17 protein-coding genes are annotated in these 18,219 nt (G+C 44.9%); 13 read left to right on the top strand and 4 right to left on the bottom strand.

Annotated elements, in window-relative coordinates:
• Positions 1-63: 63 nt before the first annotated feature.
• The 7 genes from ACXAGK_RS01765 to mazG all read left to right on the top strand — a co-directional run bounded on the left by ACXAGK_RS01765 (position 64) and on the right by mazG (position 7,313).
• Entirely contained in the window at positions 64-345 is a 282-nt protein-coding gene (locus ACXAGK_RS01765) for a hypothetical protein (RefSeq protein WP_474808637.1), read from the top strand.
• A gap of 104 nt (positions 346-449) precedes the next feature.
• The gene (recO, locus tag ACXAGK_RS01770; RefSeq protein WP_474853704.1) at positions 450-1,163 is read left to right on the top strand and encodes a DNA repair protein RecO; all 714 of its coding nucleotides are present in this window, start codon (positions 450-452) and stop codon (positions 1,161-1,163) included.
• 276 nt (positions 1,164-1,439) lie between these two features.
• Positions 1,440-2,177 (top strand): pyridoxine 5'-phosphate synthase, encoded by a 738-nt coding sequence (pdxJ, locus tag ACXAGK_RS01775; RefSeq protein WP_474808633.1) that lies wholly within the window; start codon positions 1,440-1,442, stop codon positions 2,175-2,177.
• A gap of 27 nt (positions 2,178-2,204) precedes the next feature.
• On the top strand, positions 2,205-2,582 hold the full coding sequence (acpS, locus tag ACXAGK_RS01780) for a holo-ACP synthase (protein WP_474808631.1): 378 nt from the start codon (positions 2,205-2,207) through the stop codon (positions 2,580-2,582).
• Between the two features lie 146 nt (positions 2,583-2,728).
• Positions 2,729-4,189 (top strand): 23S rRNA (uracil(1939)-C(5))-methyltransferase RlmD, encoded by a 1,461-nt coding sequence (rlmD, locus tag ACXAGK_RS01785; protein WP_474853706.1) that lies wholly within the window; start codon positions 2,729-2,731, stop codon positions 4,187-4,189.
• 12 nt (positions 4,190-4,201) lie between these two features.
• Complete coding sequence (gene relA, locus ACXAGK_RS01790; protein ID WP_474853708.1) at positions 4,202-6,385, top strand: GTP diphosphokinase; 2,184 nt, start codon at positions 4,202-4,204, stop codon at positions 6,383-6,385.
• Positions 6,363-7,313: a nucleoside triphosphate pyrophosphohydrolase gene (gene mazG / locus ACXAGK_RS01795; RefSeq protein WP_474853711.1), complete on the top strand. Its 951-nt coding sequence runs from the start codon at positions 6,363-6,365 to the stop codon at positions 7,311-7,313. Before relA ends, mazG begins: the two co-directional genes overlap by 23 nt.
• An 89-nt stretch (positions 7,314-7,402) precedes the next feature.
• Here mazG and ACXAGK_RS01800 read toward each other — a convergent pair whose 3' ends face one another.
• Positions 7,403-8,611: a PepSY-associated TM helix domain-containing protein gene (locus tag ACXAGK_RS01800; protein ID WP_474853713.1), complete on the bottom strand. Its 1,209-nt coding sequence runs from the start codon at positions 8,609-8,611 to the stop codon at positions 7,403-7,405.
• Positions 8,612-8,769: 158 nt separating this feature from the next.
• Positions 8,770-10,926, bottom strand: a complete 2,157-nt coding sequence (locus ACXAGK_RS01805; protein ID WP_474853715.1) for a TonB-dependent siderophore receptor — start codon at positions 10,924-10,926, stop codon at positions 8,770-8,772.
• 385 nt (positions 10,927-11,311) lie between these two features.
• Between ACXAGK_RS01805 and ACXAGK_RS01810 the strand changes: the two genes are divergently transcribed.
• Entirely contained in the window at positions 11,312-11,680 is a 369-nt protein-coding gene (locus tag ACXAGK_RS01810) for a YbaN family protein (protein ID WP_474853717.1), read from the top strand.
• Between the two features lie 86 nt (positions 11,681-11,766).
• Here ACXAGK_RS01810 and ACXAGK_RS01815 read toward each other — a convergent pair whose 3' ends face one another.
• Positions 11,767-12,933 carry a hydroxymethylglutaryl-CoA reductase gene (locus ACXAGK_RS01815; RefSeq protein ID WP_474853719.1) on the bottom strand — a complete coding sequence of 389 codons (1,167 nt, stop codon included), beginning with the start codon at positions 12,931-12,933 and terminating at the stop codon, positions 11,767-11,769.
• Between the two features lie 209 nt (positions 12,934-13,142).
• On the bottom strand, positions 13,143-13,793 hold the full coding sequence (locus tag ACXAGK_RS01820; RefSeq protein ID WP_474853720.1) for a tetratricopeptide repeat protein: 651 nt from the start codon (positions 13,791-13,793) through the stop codon (positions 13,143-13,145).
• A gap of 494 nt (positions 13,794-14,287) precedes the next feature.
• Between ACXAGK_RS01820 and rplM the strand changes: the two genes are divergently transcribed.
• The 5 genes from rplM (at position 14,288) to ACXAGK_RS01845 (ending at position 18,189) form a co-directional block, all read left to right on the top strand.
• Positions 14,288-14,716: a 50S ribosomal protein L13 gene (gene rplM, locus ACXAGK_RS01825; protein WP_012517329.1), complete on the top strand. Its 429-nt coding sequence runs from the start codon at positions 14,288-14,290 to the stop codon at positions 14,714-14,716.
• Positions 14,717-14,728: 12 nt separating this feature from the next.
• On the top strand, positions 14,729-15,121 hold the full coding sequence (gene rpsI / locus ACXAGK_RS01830) for a 30S ribosomal protein S9 (RefSeq protein ID WP_014948330.1): 393 nt from the start codon (positions 14,729-14,731) through the stop codon (positions 15,119-15,121).
• Positions 15,122-15,557: 436 nt separating this feature from the next.
• Positions 15,558-16,187: a ubiquinol-cytochrome c reductase iron-sulfur subunit gene (gene petA, locus ACXAGK_RS01835; protein ID WP_118490220.1), complete on the top strand. Its 630-nt coding sequence runs from the start codon at positions 15,558-15,560 to the stop codon at positions 16,185-16,187.
• Between the two features lie 5 nt (positions 16,188-16,192).
• Positions 16,193-17,458, top strand: a complete 1,266-nt coding sequence (locus tag ACXAGK_RS01840; protein WP_110288466.1) for a cytochrome b — start codon at positions 16,193-16,195, stop codon at positions 17,456-17,458.
• Positions 17,455-18,189, top strand: a complete 735-nt coding sequence (locus ACXAGK_RS01845; protein WP_014948333.1) for a cytochrome c1 — start codon at positions 17,455-17,457, stop codon at positions 18,187-18,189. Before ACXAGK_RS01840 ends, ACXAGK_RS01845 begins: the two co-directional genes overlap by 4 nt.
• The last annotated feature ends 30 nt before the right edge of the window (positions 18,190-18,219 follow it).

Here is an 18,219-nt window from a genome sequence, read left to right on the forward strand (position 1 = left end):
AACCTAGCTAGTTAAAAAGCGATACGTGCTAAAGAACTAAAAAATAAGAAAAAAGAGGCAAGGGTGAAAAGCGAACGACAGAAGCTGGTGGAAAAGCATAGTCAGCTTAATCAAACCGATAACGTTAAAGTAATTTCTCACGTTCAGCGTGAAGAAAAAGACAGCGATTGGATACGCCATACCATTATGCTTGAAGGCATTGATGTCCCTTTTATTTACCGGCGAAAGCAGCAATATCAAAGCTTAAAAGGGGCAAGAGTAAACGTAACCTATTATCGCCATGTAGAAGAGGTGGCCGGCATTGAATTTGAAACCATGAAAGTGGTAAGAATTAAACGCAGCTAAATTGTTAACTAGCCCTTGCCGCTAATATAAACCTTTTTTGACTTACACCTTTTAACTTGCACCTAAATAGCTACCGATTCGGTACTAAACCATAGTGAACAACAATGAATAATGAATGGTTAAATGCCTATGTACTACATAGACGCCCTTACAGGGAGACCAGCTATATTGTTGACTTTTTCACCCTGGAAGAGGGGCGTGTTAGTGCGGTAGCTAAAGGCGTGAAAAACAGTAAGTCAGATAAAAAGAGCCTGCTTCAACCTTTCCAGCATCTTCGCCTACAGTTAAGTGGAAAGTCAGAGTTAAAAAACCTACGTCACGTTGAAAGCGTCGCCCCGTCCATCAATCTTGTAGGCACAGCGTTGTTTTGTGCCATGTATGTAAACGAGCTAACCAACCGCGTTATGCCCGCCGGCCTTGCCAGCGATGGCGTACACAACGCTTATGAAAATGCATTACTGTCCCTTCGTGATAATAAAGACATAGAAGTGACCTTGCGACAGTTCGAATTTGCACTACTTGATGAAATGGGGTTACTTCCCGACTTCACTACTGACGTAGAATACGAAATGCCAATAGAAGAAACAGGTAGCTATAACTTTCAAATAGATGCGGGCTTTGTGCCTATTCCCGAAGATATGGCTGGCACGAGGGGTATGCGAGGCTTTCCCGGGCGAGCATTGCTTAGTTTGTCACAGGGAGAGTTTACCCCGCTTAGCAAGAAGGTTGCTAAAGTGCTTTGTCGCGACTTGCTTAAACCGCTCATTGGCGATAAGCCGCTTAAAAGCCGCGAACTATTTATGCCGAAGCCCCGTTAGGGCATAAATAAGTTAAAATCGCTAACATCCTAACGCATTTGAGAACTTATCTTTCAAACGCACTGTTCTATGAGCATTTATGTGTTTGAGTAAACCTGTCATCACTGTCAGTTTCTCTAAATTATTTTCTCTTAACTCAAATGCTTAAACAGCACCTTCTATAAAAAAATTTGCTACAATCTCCACTTTCTAAGGAAGGGTGTTTGCGCCCTTTAAATAATGTATTAAACATGAAGAGCAGGCATCTTCTTTCGCTCTTACAGGTTAGGTGGTGAAATGAGCACGATTCTATTAGGCGTTAACATCGACCATATCGCAACGCTTCGCAATGCGCGCGGTACACATTATCCAGATCCAGTGCATGCTGCTGACATTGCTGAGCGTGCAGGTGCAGACGGCATTACCGTTCACTTACGTGAAGATCGCCGTCATATCAAAGATCGCGACGTACGTATTTTAGCGCAAACCATTAACACCCGACTTAATCTGGAAATGGCAGTAACCGATGAAATGCTGGCCATTGCAGAAGAAGTAAAACCTGTTTTTTGCTGTCTAGTACCAGAAAAGCGCGAAGAGCTGACTACCGAAGGTGGACTCGATGTAGCGGGCAATTTCGAGAACATCAAAGCAGCGTGCGAGCGTCTTGCCAATGCCAACATCCTAGTGTCTTTGTTTATCGACGCAGATAAAGCGCAAATTGATGCAGCGGCAGCATGTAACGCGCCTTATATTGAAATTCACACTGGTCAATACGCAGAAGCCACCAGTGAAGATGAGCAGCAAAAAGAGCTAGCGCGTTTAGTTGAAGGTATTGAGTATGCTGACAGTTTAGGGCTTAAAGTGAATGCGGGTCATGGTCTGCACTATCACAACGTTAAGCCAATTGCCGCTATCCCTCAGCTAATAGAACTTAACATTGGCCACGCCATAATTGCTCGCGCTGCGTTTGACGGTCTTCACACAGCAGTGGCTGATATGCGTAAGCTGATGCTTGAAGCTCGCGCGGGCATTTAAGCTTAGATTCAAAAGGGTGTAGATAACGTGGCGATTGCAGGGCTAGGTACTGACATTGTAGAAATTGCTCGCCTTGGTAAAGGCGAGAGCGCTAACGAACGTTTGGCCAAGCGTGTACTTACGCCTTTCGAATGGCAGACGTTTAGTGAACACGCTACACCAGTGCGCTTTTTAGCAAAACGTTTCGCCGCGAAAGAAGCAGCGGTGAAAGCCCTTGGTACGGGTATTGGAAATGGAATAAGTTGGCAACACATAGAAGTGCGTAACAACGACCTAGGGGCGCCAGAACTTCATTTTTCTGGTGAATTTGCTGCTATGTGTGAGGCACGGGGCATTACTCGAAGCGTGATCAGTATTTCAGACGAGCAGCATTATGCCGTCGCCACCGTTATACTAGAGTCCTAATCGTTTACTAAAGCGGGCGTTAACTAAAACGCGCACTACGAAAACGCAGACTCAATGAAGCCCAGGTAGATGACATCTATCTGGTCTGCGTTTGCAAGAAACGCAACAAATATCAAACTACGCAAAGCAAGTTACCGGAGTCACACTTGGCAAACCTTTTTAAACAATCACGCAGCAAGCAAAAAGACACAGCGTCTTCCCGCCTAAGGGGCAATGCAAAGAAAGGTAATGCTAGCGCCAACGCGCAAGTCGCAGGACTTCGATTTGGAAAAGCTAATAAAGCCTCACAAGGCAATAAAAGCCAAAAGTCCAATACAGTTACCATCGAAGATATCGACTGGATGGGCCATGGGGTAGTGCGCGGCAACCCTATGATGTTTGTTGAAGGTGCCCTTGTTGGGGAAACCTGTGACATAGAGGTGCTATCTAGCAAAAAGAAAGTGATTAACGCGAAGGCGACAAATATTCAATTACCAAGTGAGGCAAGACAAGCACCTTTCTGCCCCGTGTTTGATGCGTGTGGTGGATGTCAGCTACAGCACATAAAGCCCGATGCTGCCCTTAAGCAAAGAGACAACGCCCTTAAAGTGATGATGGAACGTCAATTGGCAGTGAAGCCAAATGTTTGGCAAGCACCGTTAGTGGGGCCTCGACCTCAATATCGCCGAAAAGCAAGGCTGGCTATCGATGCCCGCAACCCGAATCAAATTAAACTAGGCTTTCGTGAAGCGAATAGCAACAACGTGGTTAATATAGAAAGTTGCCCAATACTGGTCGACCCTTTATCTAATATCATTGGCCCTTTACAAAACGCGCTTACAGGCTTCGAGTCAGCTCGACACATTGGCCATATCAGCCTTATCGCCGGTGATAATATCTCGCACCTTGTTATTAAACATACTAAAGCCCTTGAGGCAGAGCTTATTTATGCGGTGAGCGAATTGGTGAACACGAGTTCATCGGTTGGCGACCACGGTATTGAGTTAAAGCTTGAAAATAAGCAAGGGCAAATACGCAGTGTGGGGTGTGGTACGGATTTGGTTATGTCTACGATAAATGACTGTTCTATTTCCCCTAGTGCTAATGACTTTATTCAAATAAATAAAGTGGTTAACGAAAAAATGATTAACCAAGCAATGGACTGGCTAAACCCACAGCCCAACGAACGTATTGCCGATTGGTTCAGCGGGCTGGGTAATTTTACCTTACCTATTGCTAAGTCAGGTGCTAGGGTACAAGCGGTAGAGGGTGTGGCAGAGATGGTGCGTCGCGCGAAAGACAATGCACAGCAACAGGGCATTAAAAATGTCGAGTGGCTGCATTTAGATTTGGCAGATAAGACCAACGTCGAGGCGTCATTGCAAAAGGGGTTTGATAAGGTATTGCTAGACCCCTCGCGAGAAGGGGCATTGACCGTTTGTCATGCGCTTGTAAAAGCACTACCAAAAACGATAGTGTATGTTTCTTGCAATCCAAGTACGTTTTCTAGAGACGCAAAAGTGTTGATAGACGGAGGTTATGAAATGGAAAAAGCGGGCGTAGCAGAAATGTTCCCCTTCACCCATCACATGGAAATGATGGCCTTGTTTACGCGAAAGCAGCAGTAACGAGTAAAGGATATGGTATCAACAAGAAAGGTCCACGAAGCAGACCGGCCCCCCTTTGAAGCCTGGCTAGACAGTCTTGAGCTGAGTGCAGAAACAAAAGATAAGCTAAGTGCTGTGTCTTCCATTCCTGAGCGACTATTGGTTGGTCAGGAAATGGTTGAGATTTTGTGTCAGCTTAATATGGACGATGCTACGCTTCAGGCAGCCCTGGTGTTTCCTTATTGCGAACAGCACGCTTTAAGTGAAGAAGATATTGTTGATGAATTTGGTGGGGAGATTCGAGACCTTATCGTTGGCGTGCGTCGAATGGATGCCATCAAGTCGTTACATGCCCGTAAAGTGAACGGCTCTGGCTTTGCTGAAAGATCAGACGAGCAGCACATAGACAGCATTCGTCGTATGCTCCTTGCGATGGTAGAAGACGTACGCGCCGTTGTTATTAAGATGGCTGAGCGTATTTGTGCACTGCAACAGGTTAAAAAAGCTGACGAAGAAACCCGTGTTATGGTGGCTCGCGAGTGCGCCAGTATTTATGCGCCATTGGCAAACCGCTTGGGTATCGGGCAGTTAAAGTGGGAACTTGAAGATCTCGCGTTTCGTTATTTACACCCTGTTACCTACAAACAAATTGCTAAACAGTTAGATGGTAAGCGCAGAGAACGTGCCGAGTATATAGAAACTATTGTAGGCGACTTGCAAGGCCTACTTGATGGTGAAGAGATCCGCGCTGAGGTTTATGGCCGCCCAAAGCACATTTTCAGCATTTGGAAGAAAATGCAGAAGAAGCGCCTTACGTTCGAGCAGCTTTTTGATATTCGTGCAGTACGTATTATTGCCGAGCGACTTCAAGATTGCTACGCAGCGTTAGGTACCGTTCACGCAAGCTATAAACACTTACCTAACGAATTCGACGACTATATCGCAACGCCTAAACCTAACGGTTACCAGTCTATTCACACGGTGATCGTGGGGCCTGAAGGAAAGTCGGTTGAGATTCAAATTCGCACGCAGAAAATGCATCAGGATGCAGAGCTGGGTGTGGCTGCACACTGGAAATATAAAGAGGGCAGTACGGGTAAACAATCCGGCTATGACGAGCGTATAAACTGGCTTCGTCGCATACTTGCATGGCAAGAAGAAGTGGCGGAATCTGGCGATTTGGTTGAAGAACTTCGCAGCCAGGTGTTTGACGATAGAGTGTACGTGTTCACACCGAAAGGCGATGTAATTGACCTTCCCCAAGGCGCTACGCCCCTTGATTTTGCGTACTATATTCACAGTAATGTGGGACATCGCTGTATTGGCGCAAAAGTGAATGGGCGCATAGTGCCGTTTACTTACTTGCTGCAAAGTGGCGACCAAATAGAAGTACTAACCGGGAAAGAGCCGAATCCAAGTCGGGACTGGATGCATCCGGGCCTTGGCTATGTGCATTCATCGCGGGCCCGTGCCACTATCCATTCCTTCTTTAAAAAGCAGGACAGAGATAAAAACCTTGCTGCCGGTAAAGAGCTGCTAGAACGTGAACTTCAGCGTGCCCACTTGCCTGCCAAAGTACCCAATGAGGCGTTTGAGAAGTTTAATTTACAAACTCTTGATGATTTATACACTGCGGTAGGTGCCGGTGATGTGCGCGTTATGCAGGTGATTAACTTTATTCATCACTTGCAAGAGCCTCCAGCCCCCGAGCCTGAAATTAGTCCTAAGGTGAAAACACGCAAAACTGCGGCAGGCACGGGCAAAAAAGATGCAGTGGTGGTGCAAGGCGTGGGGCACTTAATGAGTCAGCTGGCTAACTGCTGTAAGCCAGTTCCCGGCGAGGCTATTTTAGGCTATATCACGCAAGGCCGTGGCGTAAGCGTTCACAAAGAAAGCTGCAGTCAGCTGCAGCACTTGTTGTCACAGCACCCTGAGCGTCAGATCGAAGTGAATTGGTCACATGAGCTTAAAGTGGGTTTTGAGACGGGCATTGATATATTTTGCCACGATAGAAATGGCCTGTTGCGCGACATTACTACGGTGTTGGCGAATGAAAACGTGCCGCTCTTAGGGGTAAATAGCTTAAGTGATAAAAACAGGCAGACGGCACTAATTACCATATCTATCGAAGTTAATGACCTTGAAAGAGTGTCAAAAGTGTTAACCCAATTGCGACAGCTTAAAGGCGTGACAGATGCAAAACGCAAACAAAGCTAAGCTTAGCGAAATGCAGCGGCTGCTCGAAATTATGACGCAGCTGCGCGACCCGCAATCTGGGTGTCCGTGGGATGTAAAACAAACCATGGAAAGCCTAACTCGCTACACCATTGAAGAAGCCTACGAAGTCGCTGATGCTATCGCCACTGGTGATATGCACGATATCAAAGATGAGCTCGGTGATTTGCTGTTTCAAGTGGTGTTTTACGCGCAAATCGCCAGTGAATCGAGTGCATTTTCTTTTGACGATGTGGCACAAAGCATTAGCGAAAAACTCGTGCGTCGTCATCCTCATGTGTTTGCTAATCAGCTTGCATCTGAGGGCGCTGGCGATACAACTGAAAACGTCACGGGCGAACGTACCCAGTTGAACGACAGCGCTTTAAACGCGCAGTGGGATGCTATCAAAGCCCAAGAAAAGCAGCTTAAAAAGCAGCGTTTGAAGCAAGACGGCGAAGCAATAGAGCCCAGTATTCTAGATAGCGTCCCTAAAGGTATGCCGGCACTTATGTATGCGCAAAAGCTGCAGAAAGCCTGTGCAAAGGTAGGTTTTGATTGGCCTGATGCCGCACCTGTCATAGATAAAGTGCGTGAGGAAGTGGAAGAGATTCAGCAGGAGCTTGATACGAAGCAACGCCTACTATCTGCAAGCAGTGCTGACGAAAAGCCTTCAAGCAATGATATGCATGACAACCAACAAGCTATTGAAGAAGAGATTGGTGATGCGCTTTTTGCCATGGTTAATCTGGCAAGGCACTGCAAGGTAGATGCTGATACCGCACTTCGCAACGCCAGTAACAAGTTTGCCAACCGTTTTAAAGGCGTAGAGCGTTTAGCGGCAGAGCAGGGTGAGAAGCTTGACGCATTGACTTTAGATGAAATGGAAGCACTGTGGCAGCAGGTTAAACAATCTTCTAATGCTAAGTGATTTCACTCTTTGGCTAATCAAAAGCGCAACGCAATAGTACAAGGTTAATTCCATACTAATGCCTTAGAAGGCGCAGTAACTTAAAAAAACTACCAATACCGCTGCAACCAAAAGACAAAAAAGACAAAAGCGAGGAGTAATACAGGTAATGTTCGCTTTTGTGCTTTGGTTAGTGCAGAGGTTTTTGTTCTCTTCCAAGTCATCATTACGCCTGTTGCAGAAAGCGTAGATAGACCAACACCAAATACAAACCAAATAAGCTTAGTTAAAAGACCACCAAAATACCCAAAGTGCAGTGGGTCTGCATATTCATTAAGGTAGTTAGTCCACGCCATGGTTTTTGGCTCTTGAATACGAATAATGTTCTGCGTAGTTATATCTATGTCTACCTTGTGTGCGCGTTTACGCAGCAGTGGGTTGTTACCTAGGCCTGTAAATCGCAATGTGCCTGTATTAGATGTAGGAAACAATACGCCAGTTATCTGCCAGTTCTCAATGGCTTGCGATGCCTGCTCAAAAGCATTAGAAAACTGTGTGCTTGATACAGGGTTAACTTGCTCATAATTTGAAATGGCAGTGGCCTTGGGGGCGCGAGGCTCAAATCGGCTACCAGCAACAGCCGCGCCGAATTCAAATAAATACCACCAACTGGTTATAACAATGACAACGAAAAACCAGAGGCTCCACAAGCCAAACAGTTTATGAAGGTCGCTCAGTAGGATCCTTGAACCTTGATTTAGGCGAAGCCGGGTAATGGCTGTCTTCCAGTTTCGGGTTGTTTTGAGGCCCGTATACAGCGAGATAGCAAGAATGAATGCGAAAAAGGTGACCGTCGGCAAGCCCAGATAATTGGGCATAAACAGATAACGGTGAAAGTCTCGAAAAAAACGCTGTACCGTTAAAATCGGAATATCGCCTGTCACTTCATAGGTGTACTGGTCTACGTGAATGAAGCGGTCATTGCCATCGGGGAACTCTGCTCTGACACGGTAGGTAAAATTGTCATGACCCATGGTCGAGATAGACTTTATCTTTACCTGTTCTGAATAGCTAAGCGCTGCCTTATAGATATTGTTCCACTTAGTCGTTTTATCATCGGTGTTGTCTACGTTGTTGGGCAGTGTGTTAAACGTGCGCATTTCATCAAACACAAGCCAATCAATTTCATTGGAGACCGTAGCGATAGTGCCCGTTGATAAAATAATAAAAAGGACGATAGAAAGCTGAAAGCCTACCCACGCATGCAGGTTGTATAACTTCTTTCTGTATTTTCTTTGCGTGGTTCTATCGTTGGTCATGAAATTCTAATGTAACGAAAGTAAAGATAAGCTCTGCTTTGGGAGCAATACTCAAATCATGCAGCTTAATTAAAATAAACACCGGCTAAGCTTAAGCGTCTTTTATTTGATTCGTTCAAAAGCTTAGCCAATATTTCTACTTTAAAAAGCGTTGTTGGTTACCACTTGTAAGTGAACTCTACAAAACCGTTCCTCGGGTTTCCGGGGAAGTGACCTGTGCGCTCAATAAAGCCTGATTCTGCATACTCTTTATCAAAGAGATTATCTACTCTAAACAGTACACTGTAGTTGTCTACTTCCCAAGTTATTGATGCATCGGCAATGAAATAGGACTTCACGTTTTGCTCAGACAGACTCAATTGATCGTCAACATAGTTTCCACCAAAGGCAAAGGCAAGATCCCATTCAGGAACTTGGTAACGCGTCCAGAAACCAAATTGATTCTGAGGTGCATTAGCAAAGCGGTCGCCTACACTGTTACTGATACCGCCACCGCCATTATCTGCTGTGATTCGAGCGTCGTTGTAACCATATGCTAGGCTTAAAATCCAATTTGGTGTTAAGTCAGTGATAACCTCAACTTCAAATCCATCACTGGTGACTTCACCCACCGCCGCAACGTTGTCAATACCGTCACCTTCAGGATCTTCCTCGGTAGATTGAAGGATATTTTCTCGGGTTATTTGATACACGGCTAATCGCAGCAAGGTAGTTTCATCGAACAGTTCTGCATTTATACCACCTTCGATAATATCTCCTGTGGTTGGCTCAAATGGTCCTCCAGCCTCATTCTGCTGATTACTCACCGACTGAGGTTCATAAGAATCTGCCCATTGTCCATAAAGCGAAATGTTAGAATTAATCTTGTAAATACCACCAATGCGAAAACTTACATTTGAATCGTCGAAAACAGCACTAGACGTTTCGTCTTCAAATTGGTCGTAGCGCAAACCAGCAACAAAGGTAAAGTGTTCCCAAGCAAGTTCATTCAGTACATAGGCACCGTTACGCGTTTGCTCCGTTGTGCTTAAAGGCCTGAATTGCACATTGTAGTTTTCAGGCTGCGTCATACCGTAGTTAGGGTTAGTAAGCGTTAGTGGAATGATATCTGAGTCAAGCGATGACCCGGTTAGATAACGAAGGACAAAATCTTGCTCTAAAGCAGTACCACCTAATAGCGCGTCCTCTTTTCCTTTATAAAGGTCAACGCCGAACGCTGTTCTATGGTCTGCACCCAACCATTCGCCAGAATACACAAAGTTAGCACCAAAGCTAATTTGTTCTTGTTCGCGTAATTGATCTCTGAACTCACGGCCAACAAGGTCTATGTTCCCATCTCCATCACTATCAATAAGCGCACGTGGTTCGTGGTAGTTCTGCTCCTGTTCATTATCTATGTAGCGCAAACGTGTATCGTAGCGGATTGAATCACTCAGCTGTCCCTCTAGAGAAAGTTGAACAGAGTCAGAACGCAAATTTAGGAAGTCACTGGCTTCATTATGATTCCAGTCTGGATTTGTGAGAAAGTTACCACTGTCGTCAACGGGTACGCCGCGCAGTCGGTTAGCGCCCAAATCTTGTGAGTAATGGGTGTATTGAAGCGTTAGCAAGTGGCCTTGAAGGTCATATGTATAGCCAGAGTCGAAGATAAATACTTCACTGTCGCTGTTGTCGCGATAGGTATCTTGCTGCTCGTAAAAAACACCAGCTCGCGCATTTTGATTGTTATCAATCGCTCCATTTATTTCTGCTGAGCCACCAAAGCGGGAATGTGAACCAGCTATGATCCTAGCATTGGCGTCGAAATCTGAGGTTGGCTTTTTAGTGACGTAGTTAAATAAGCCACCTGGCGCGCCTGGTCCATAAAGCATACCAGCAGGCCCTTTCAAAAAGTCCACGCGTTCAATATTAAATAATTGAGGTACGTTGAAGCCTACATAAGGGTCTCCGCGTAAGCCATCAAAAAAGATTTCTTCTTGTCTGAAGCCGCGTGCGGTCACTCCGGCATAGCTAAACTGGCTAACACCTGCAATATTGCGATAAATGTCTTTGGCGTTTCGAGCACCTTGGTCGCGTATCAAACTTTCGTTAATTGTTGTGATTTGCTGGGTTGAATTAAGCGGGTCGACACTTAATTTTCCCGTAGAAGAGTTTCCATTGCGGTATAGATTAATTGCTCTGCTAGTCACTACTACACGCTCTACTTGGTCGGATTTCGCGGGTGATATTTCACGTGTATCCGAAGAGGTTTCAATGTCTTGTGATAAAGCAGGGGAGGTCAACGAAGCAGCTATTAACGCGGCTAAATATTTCATTGCAAAAAAATCCAAGTGTTGTGTGATAAAAGGAGCGTGAAGAAAAGTCAATACTTTAATATAAATGATAACAGTTTTTATTATCGTTTATCTATGATTGTATGCCATTTGTCGTGTTGTAATCGATATCAGTAAGCGAGAGTTATGGTGTGCAGCAACGTAGATGGATAGGTGTCAATCCGCATCAAAGTAAATTAGACCAATGTAGATGGAAACTTCATTATTTTGGCGTATGGTTATAGAGTAGGTTTGATTTACGACAAAGCAATGTAGATCCACTTTATCTAATATCTGAGTATAAAATTGGCATATTGGAAGGGTGTGTCGCTGGTGTTAAGTCATGACACTTACCAAGGAGTTGGACTGAATTGGGCGTTAGTATTTCATGAAAAAAGTACTGTATTTATCACTCGGGTTGTTTTTTACCCTTCTAGGTATTATTGGCGCATTCTTGCCGGTAATGCCAACAACTGTTTTTTTGATAGGTGCGCTTTTTTGTTTTACTCAATCTTCACCGCGCCTTGAAAACTGGTTACTTCAACACCCTAAATATGGCCCTAGTCTGGTTGCGTGGCGCAAGCATGGTGCAATTTCGAAAAAAGTGAAATGCATAGCGTGCTGCAGTATGTTGGTGAGCTTTATTCTGGTTTGCCTGTTTGCATCAATGCCTATTCCAGCGTACATAGGCATAGGTCTATTTATGGGAATAGGCGCGTACTTTGTTGTTACGCGCCCCAATATTCCTGCTGTTTAGCATTTCTTGTCAGAACTCAAAAAGCCTTCTCTCAGGTTAGCTTGCACTTTTTTGGCAGCTGTCGTGCTGCGACTAGCCGAAGTGCTCTAACGGTTTCTACCTAGTCGCTCGTGACTGCTCACCCATTCATCCGCTACCACAGCAGAACCTAAAGATAGATCGCCACATAGCACTGTCGCGGCAACAATTTCCGCAAACTTATTAACACTACCTCTTTCTGTGCAGCCAAGTACGCTTAAACATTCATTTTGTGTAGCCAGACCCGTTCCACCTCCATAGGTAGCAACGATGAGCGATGGAATAGTAACAGAGAAGTAATAGTCACCATTTGGCATAATTTCAGCGTAAGTAAACCCCGCCGACGATTCAGCTACATTAGCCACATCTTGCCCGCAAGCGATGAACATAGCGGTGATGCCGTTGGCGAAGTGGGCACCATTGTTAACGCTACCGGCCATCAACGCCCCCATATTTGAATATTGACGCTGTTTAAACAAAGCCTCTGGCGGGCAATGCATAATGTCTGTCATAAGTTGTTTAGGCAAGGTTATCTCTGCTACGACACGTTTTCCGCGGGTATGCAGCGAGTTTAAGTGAGAGTGCTTTTTATCAGTATCAAGGTTTGCTGCCAGCACAAAGTGCTCAATAGGGCCCGAATAGTTTGTCTGTATCCACTCGCAGCCTGCTTTGGTAGCTTTGCTTACCATGTTTTGCCCAGCAGCATCACCACAGGTAAAGTTGAACCTAAGCCAGCGAAGCTTAGAGGCGGCATATTGCTCTATATCCCGAAGTTTACCTACGCTGGTGGTACTATCACAGGCTTGTTTAATGGCTTCAAAGTTTTGCTCAACCCATTTGCCAAATTCGAGGGCTTCTCTTGCGTTAGAAAACGCGAACATAGGCGCTCGCTGCATAGCGTCGTCAATAACTGTGGTGGTTATGCCGCCCGCTTCTCTCGTTAAGCGCATGCCTCTGCTGTAGCTGGCTGTTAGTGTACCCTCTGTTGTGGCCATTGGAACGTAGAACTCGCCTTTCGCGTGCTCTCCGTTCACTAGCATCGGGCCTGCAAAGCCGATAGGAACCTGTGCAACGCCTGCGAAGTTTTCTATGTTTCCCGACAAGGTTTCGGGCGGTATTGAATAGTGTCCTAAGTGGTTTAGCTGAGTGCCAGTTTCGCGAGCAATAAATTCGCGGCGTGTTCGGCTCATGTCATGGGTATAGTCGTTGTCTGAGGAACGTGGGATTTTAGGCATTGGGGCCACTCCTTTTTCTTTAATAATAGGAGTGCTGATACCGAATGAAAACTGTTTACAATTTATACATGGCGATAAGTGCCGCCTATGTATGCGCTTTTTATGTAGAAAGGCAGTAAATTCACCTTTCTACACGCAAAAAAACAGAGGACATTGCTTATTTCGAACTCACTAGCGACGAGAGACTGCGCCGCATACTGCTGATGATGCTATGCTTTTTGAGTCAATTTTGCTTGAAGTACAGCAATCTCTTCTCGGCGTTTTTTATCTGCTAGAGGGCGGTTGGCTTTTTCAGGCGCGTTTTGGGCACGACTTAAAAATGCCTGAGCCTTTTCATATTCTCCTTCGTCGAACAGATACTCGGCATAAAAGAAGTTTTGGTCCATCCCTTGAGGATTGATTTCCAGTGCACGCTTAAATAGCTTTTCAGCTTTTTTGTCACTACCAAAGCTCACAGGCCAGCCCGGCACTTTGTGATAAAGCGCGGCTAATACGGTTAATGCCGTTCCGTCTAGCACTGATTCTTCTTTATCAATGGCGCGTTCCAAATTTTCCTTCGCACTTTCAGCAAAGTGTAAGGCGCCTAAACCCCCTTTGGCACTGGCTGTGCTGGATTGAGAAATAGCCAGCCAAGTAAGCGATTCTGGGCTATTTTCCGATTGTTCTACGAGTTTTGTAGCTTGTTCGATAAGTTCTGAAAAGGCGCTAAGTTGCGCGTCGCCATCTAGTTGATAATTCACTGTTGCCCACTGTTGTTGAAGCTTAAGCAGTTCGTCGGCTGACGCCGCTACCGGAGTGATAAGTGCCGCTGATACTAATCCTGCGATAACAAGTGAGGAAAGTCGTTTTTTTATTGTCATGAAAATACCAGATAAAAGAGTTTAATTAGATAAATAATATGGCCATTAGTGCGTGGCCACTAAAGGTGAAGAAAGGCTGCATTTAATACTGAAGTTGGTTCAACCCATTGTTAACAATATCGGTTTGCTTGTCCCGTTTTCTAGAGGGGAGGGAATAACTGATCGATAGGTTTGTTAGTGTGAGCAGCATAAAAACTGAAGCTACAAAGTGGGGTCTTTTCATTAGAGTTATTAGAAGAATTGAATGCAACGGACGTACAGTACATTAACTCAGTTTCTGTGTCATCGGCTGATGATGGAATTTTATCCATGTTTTTTGTTGTTAGGGGTTCGCATTTCCTTCAATTCCTGTATAATTCGCGCCCTGCCCAGTTACGCCCACCTTTGGGAAGGTGGAAGAATCAGCCGGCTCGAAGGGGTCTTTGTGTTGATTTTAAGGTGATTTCTGGTGTTCAGAAATCAGTAACGACGATATTATTCGGGTGAATTTGAAAATGAAAACTTTTGTTGCTAAGCCAGAAACGGTACAACGTGACTGGTATGTGGTAGACGCCACAGACAAAACTCTAGGCCGTTTGGCTTCTGAAATCGCACTACGCCTTCGTGGTAAGCATAAGCCAGAGTACACACCTCACGTGGACACTGGTGATTACATCATCGTAATCAATGCTGAAAAAGTTGCGGTTACAGGCCGTAAAGCGCAAGACAAAATGTACTATGCGCACTCTGGTTACCCAGGTGGTCTTAAAGAGACAAACTTTGAAAAACTAATTGCTCACAAGCCAGAAATGGTTCTTGAAAAAGCAGTTAAAGGCATGTTGCCAAAAGGCCCTCTAGGCCGCGCAATGTTCCGTAAAATGAAAGTTTACGCTGGTGCAGAACACTCTCACGCAGCACAGCAACCACAAGTTTTGGACATTTAAGGAGCTATTAACATGGCAGATACTCAATACTACGGCACAGGCCGCCGCAAAAGTTCTACTGCTCGTGTGTTCCTACGTCCAGGCACAGGTAGCATTAAAGTAAACCAACGCGCTCTTGACGAGTACTTTGGTCGTGAAACAGAGTGCATGGTTGTTCGTCAGCCACTTGAACTTGTTGAAATGACTGAAAAGTTTGACGTATACATCACTGTTAAAGGTGGTGGTTCTAACGGTCAAGCGGGTGCAATCCGTCACGGTCTTACTCGTGCTCTTATGGAGTATGATGAAGCACTACGTCCAGCACTTCGTAAAGCTGGCTTCGTTACTCGTGATGCACGTCGCGTTGAACGTAAGAAAGTTGGTCTACACAAAGCGCGTAAGCGTCCACAATTCTCAAAGCGTTAATTTTTACGTTTTTTGTATTGCAAAAACCCGGCTTATGCCGGGTTTTTTATTGCTTAAAATCCATTATAGAGCGTCGATTTCTAAAGTGGGCTGAAGCCTATCTTGCCGTTTATTTCATAACAAAGGTTTAATTTGTGCGTGCTATATCGCCAAATATTCTTCAAAACCTTGATTTTAGGCTTTTCTCTCACTAAACCTAAACACACTAATTGAATTAAATTATCGCTTAAATATCAGTAAAACCTTGTGTTTATAAGGGCTTTTCTTTTATCATTTGCGGTCGAAAATTTTGAAAACTTTCGTGACCTCGTAAACCAGTAAATTTTTGCTGTTACGTTGCTGTCATGACAAGCCATATGATGCATGACGCAAGCGTGATAAAACCAGTATAAGCTTGGGTTACACATCATAACTATCCAAACCTGGAGAAATGTGGATGAGCAATGTATCTGTAGATGCAACAGAGTCTGCACACAATGAAAACCAGCCAGAAAACAACACTCGTCGTCGGTTTTTGACCGTTGCCACGTCGGTAGTTGGTGGTGTAGGTGTCGTTGGTGCTGCTGTGCCTTTTATTGCGTCCTGGAATCCAAGCGCCAAAGCGAAAGCAGCCGGTGCTGACGTTGAAGTAGATATCAGCGGGATTGAGCCTGGACAATTAGTACGTGTAATGTGGCGAAGCAAGCCTGTATGGATTGTACGTCGTACGCCTGAGATTCTTGAAGAACTAGGCACACACGAAGATAAGCTGAAAGATCCTAACTCTGAAGCTGAGCAGCAACCTACTTTTGCTCAAAATCGTTTCCGTTCGATGAAAGAAGAATACCTGATTCTAGTGGGTATCTGTACGCACCTAGGTTGCTCTCCACAGCACCTTAAAGACGGCGCTTTCGAAGAAGTGGTTGAGGGTGTGCCAGATGGTTTCTTCTGCCCATGCCACGGTTCTAAGTTTGATATGGCAGGACGTGTATTCCAAAACGTACCGGCACCATTAAACCTAGTTGTACCGCCATATCAATTCGTTGATGACAATAACATCATCATCGGTTCAGAAGCGGAGGCTTAATTATTATGAATGCTTTCCTAGGTTGGATTGAAGAACGCATCCCAATGATGCGCGTTGCGAATATGCACGCTCTTCAATATCCTGCTCCAAAGAACATGAACTTTTGGTATGTGTTCGGTTTTCTAGCTACTATCGTTTTGGTAAACCAAATTGTTACTGGTATTTGGTTGACCATGAATTTCGTTCCATCTTCAGAAGGTGCATTTGCTTCTGTTGAATACATCATGCGTGAGATCGACTACGGTTGGATCATTCGTTACATGCACAGTACTGGCGCATCGGCGTTCTTTATTGTGGTATATCTACACATGTTCCGCGGCATGATTTACGGCTCTTATCAGAAGCCTCGTGAGCTTTTATGGGTGTTTGGTATGTTTATTTACCTAGCACTTATGGCAGAAGCTTTCATGGGTTATGTACTACCTTGGGGACAGATGTCTTACTGGGGTGCACAGGTAATCGTATCGCTATTTGGTGCTATCCCTGTTGTAGGTCCTGACTTGGTAATCTGGCTACAGGGTGACTACGTTATCTCTGGGGCAACTCTAAACCGTTTCTTCGCATTACACGTTATTGCGTTGCCATTGGTTATCGTTATTCTTGTGTTCCTTCACATTATCGCGCTTCACGAAGTGGGTTCTAACAACCCTGATGGTATTGCTATCAAGCACAAGAAAGGTTCACTGCCAGAGTCTGAAAAGACTAAATATGAAATTCATGAATACTACACAAGCAAGTACGACATTGCTGATGACGTATTGCCGTTCTTCCCACACATCGTACTTAAAGACCTTGTGGCATTCTGTATTTTCTTAGCGCTATTTACTTATGTGCTGTTCTTTGCCCCTGAAATGGGCGGTAAATTCCTAGAGCACCCTAACTTTGAAATTGCTAACCCGTTGAAAACACCTGAGCACATCTTCCCTGTGTGGTACTTCACGCCGTTCTACGCAATTTTGAAAGCGGTACCTGATAAGTTGTTTGGTGTACTAGCTATGTTCGGTGCAATTGCTGCGCTATTCGCTCTACCTTGGTTAGACCGTGGTCGCGTTAAGTCATGGCGCTATCGTTGTGGCCTACACAAAGTAAACCTTATTGTGTTTGCAATTGTGTTTATCTTCCTGGGTTACCTAGGTGGTACGCCACAAGAAAACTGGAAAATCATTGCGTCGCAAGTTGCTACAGTAATGTACTTCGGTTTCTTCATTGCATTGTTCTTGTACAGCAAAAACGAAAACACTAAACCTGTGCCAGAGAGGATTTCTAAATGAAAAAAATGATGTGCTTTTTAGCCTTCTTCCTACCTGGCGTAGCGCTTGCGGCAGGCGGGAACGTACACCTAGATAAAGCGCCTATCGATTTAACCGATAAGGCGTCTTTACAACGCGGTGCACAATTGTTCATGAACTACTGCTTAGGCTGTCACTCAATGAAGTACCAGCGCTATCAGCGTTCATTCCAAGATTTGGGTATTCCTGACGAACTAGGTCAAGAATACCTGCAGTTTACGGGTGAAAAAGTGTCTGACTATATCACTCGTGCAATGCCTGAAGAAGCTGCTGCTGGCTGGTTTGGTGCTGCTCCACCAGATCTAACTCTAGTGGCGCGTGTTCGTGGTGAAGACTGGATTTACACTTACTTGCGTTCTTTCTATGTAGATGAGAGCCGCCCGTTTGGTGTTAACAACACAGTATTCCCAGAAGTGGGTATGCCACACGTACTTCAACCACTTCAAGGCACGCCAACGCGTACTTATGAAGAGCAAATGGTTGATGGTGAGATGGTTAAGCGTTATGTAGGCATTAAGTCAGATGGTACTGGCGCAATGTCTCCTGACGAGTACGACCAAGCTGTTGCCGATATCGTGAACTTCCTAGAGTACACGGGTGAGCCTTCTAAACTTGAATCTCACAAAATCGGTAAGTGGGTACTTATCTTTATCGCAGTATTGTTTGTATTTGTTTACTTACTGAAGAAAGAATACTGGCGAGAAGTGCACTAATCGCACAGATTTATGTATAATATGAAAAGG

The sequence above is a fragment of the Alteromonas sp. ABM1_013 genome (assembly GCF_056160505.1).

Coding starts and splice junctions, on each gene's coding strand:
- recO (WP_474853704.1), top strand. CDS start 450: ATGAATAATGAATGGTTAAATGCCTATGTACTACATAGACGCCCTTAC.
- pdxJ (WP_474808633.1), top strand. CDS start 1,440: ATGAGCACGATTCTATTAGGCGTTAACATCGACCATATCGCAACGCTT.
- relA (WP_474853708.1), top strand. CDS start 4,202: ATGGTATCAACAAGAAAGGTCCACGAAGCAGACCGGCCCCCCTTTGAA.
- mazG (WP_474853711.1), top strand. CDS start 6,363: ATGCAAAACGCAAACAAAGCTAAGCTTAGCGAAATGCAGCGGCTGCTC.
- ACXAGK_RS01800 (WP_474853713.1), bottom strand. CDS start 8,611: ATGACCAACGATAGAACCACGCAAAGAAAATACAGAAAGAAGTTATAC.
- ACXAGK_RS01805 (WP_474853715.1), bottom strand. CDS start 10,926: ATGAAATATTTAGCCGCGTTAATAGCTGCTTCGTTGACCTCCCCTGCT.
- ACXAGK_RS01810 (WP_474853717.1), top strand. CDS start 11,312: ATGAAAAAAGTACTGTATTTATCACTCGGGTTGTTTTTTACCCTTCTA.
- ACXAGK_RS01815 (WP_474853719.1), bottom strand. CDS start 12,933: ATGCCTAAAATCCCACGTTCCTCAGACAACGACTATACCCATGACATG.
- ACXAGK_RS01820 (WP_474853720.1), bottom strand. CDS start 13,793: ATGACAATAAAAAAACGACTTTCCTCACTTGTTATCGCAGGATTAGTA.
- rplM (WP_012517329.1), top strand. CDS start 14,288: ATGAAAACTTTTGTTGCTAAGCCAGAAACGGTACAACGTGACTGGTAT.
- rpsI (WP_014948330.1), top strand. CDS start 14,729: ATGGCAGATACTCAATACTACGGCACAGGCCGCCGCAAAAGTTCTACT.
- petA (WP_118490220.1), top strand. CDS start 15,558: ATGAGCAATGTATCTGTAGATGCAACAGAGTCTGCACACAATGAAAAC.
- ACXAGK_RS01840 (WP_110288466.1), top strand. CDS start 16,193: ATGAATGCTTTCCTAGGTTGGATTGAAGAACGCATCCCAATGATGCGC.
- ACXAGK_RS01845 (WP_014948333.1), top strand. CDS start 17,455: ATGAAAAAAATGATGTGCTTTTTAGCCTTCTTCCTACCTGGCGTAGCG.